This window comes from Kitasatospora sp. NPDC042419 (genome assembly GCF_056437345.1).
The window spans coordinates 1-404 of sequence record NZ_JBWKAW010000065.1 but is presented as its reverse complement, the minus strand read 5'-3'; positions in this window follow the sequence as shown (position 1 = coordinate 404).

The window sequence follows — 404 nt, the reverse complement described above, 5'->3', positions numbered from 1 at the left end:
GCGTCCCCCCGAAACGACCCCACTACAGGAGGGGGGAGGTGTTCCCCCTCGGCCCGACCGCAGGGGGAACACCTCGGCGGCGGGGGAGCGGCCGGCCTCGGCAGCGCACCCCGAGGGCGGGGCCAAAAACCTCGGCGCGATACCGTTGATAAGCGACACAGAAAGGCACTAGAATTCACCGACATAAAGCGCTGGATAAACGGACCCTATTAGTCTCGAATTAAAGATCCGCGCAATTCTCAATTCTCGCGCAATTTCGAGAATCCGGGCCCCGAATTCCCGCCCGCACGCAACACAGATAAGAAAGAAAATTCACGACGGACGCAGTCCGGAGTAATTGCCGAATTCCTCGGAATTCGCATTTCCGTCCGGCGTAGCCGAGACCCTTACACCGCCAGGGGGCG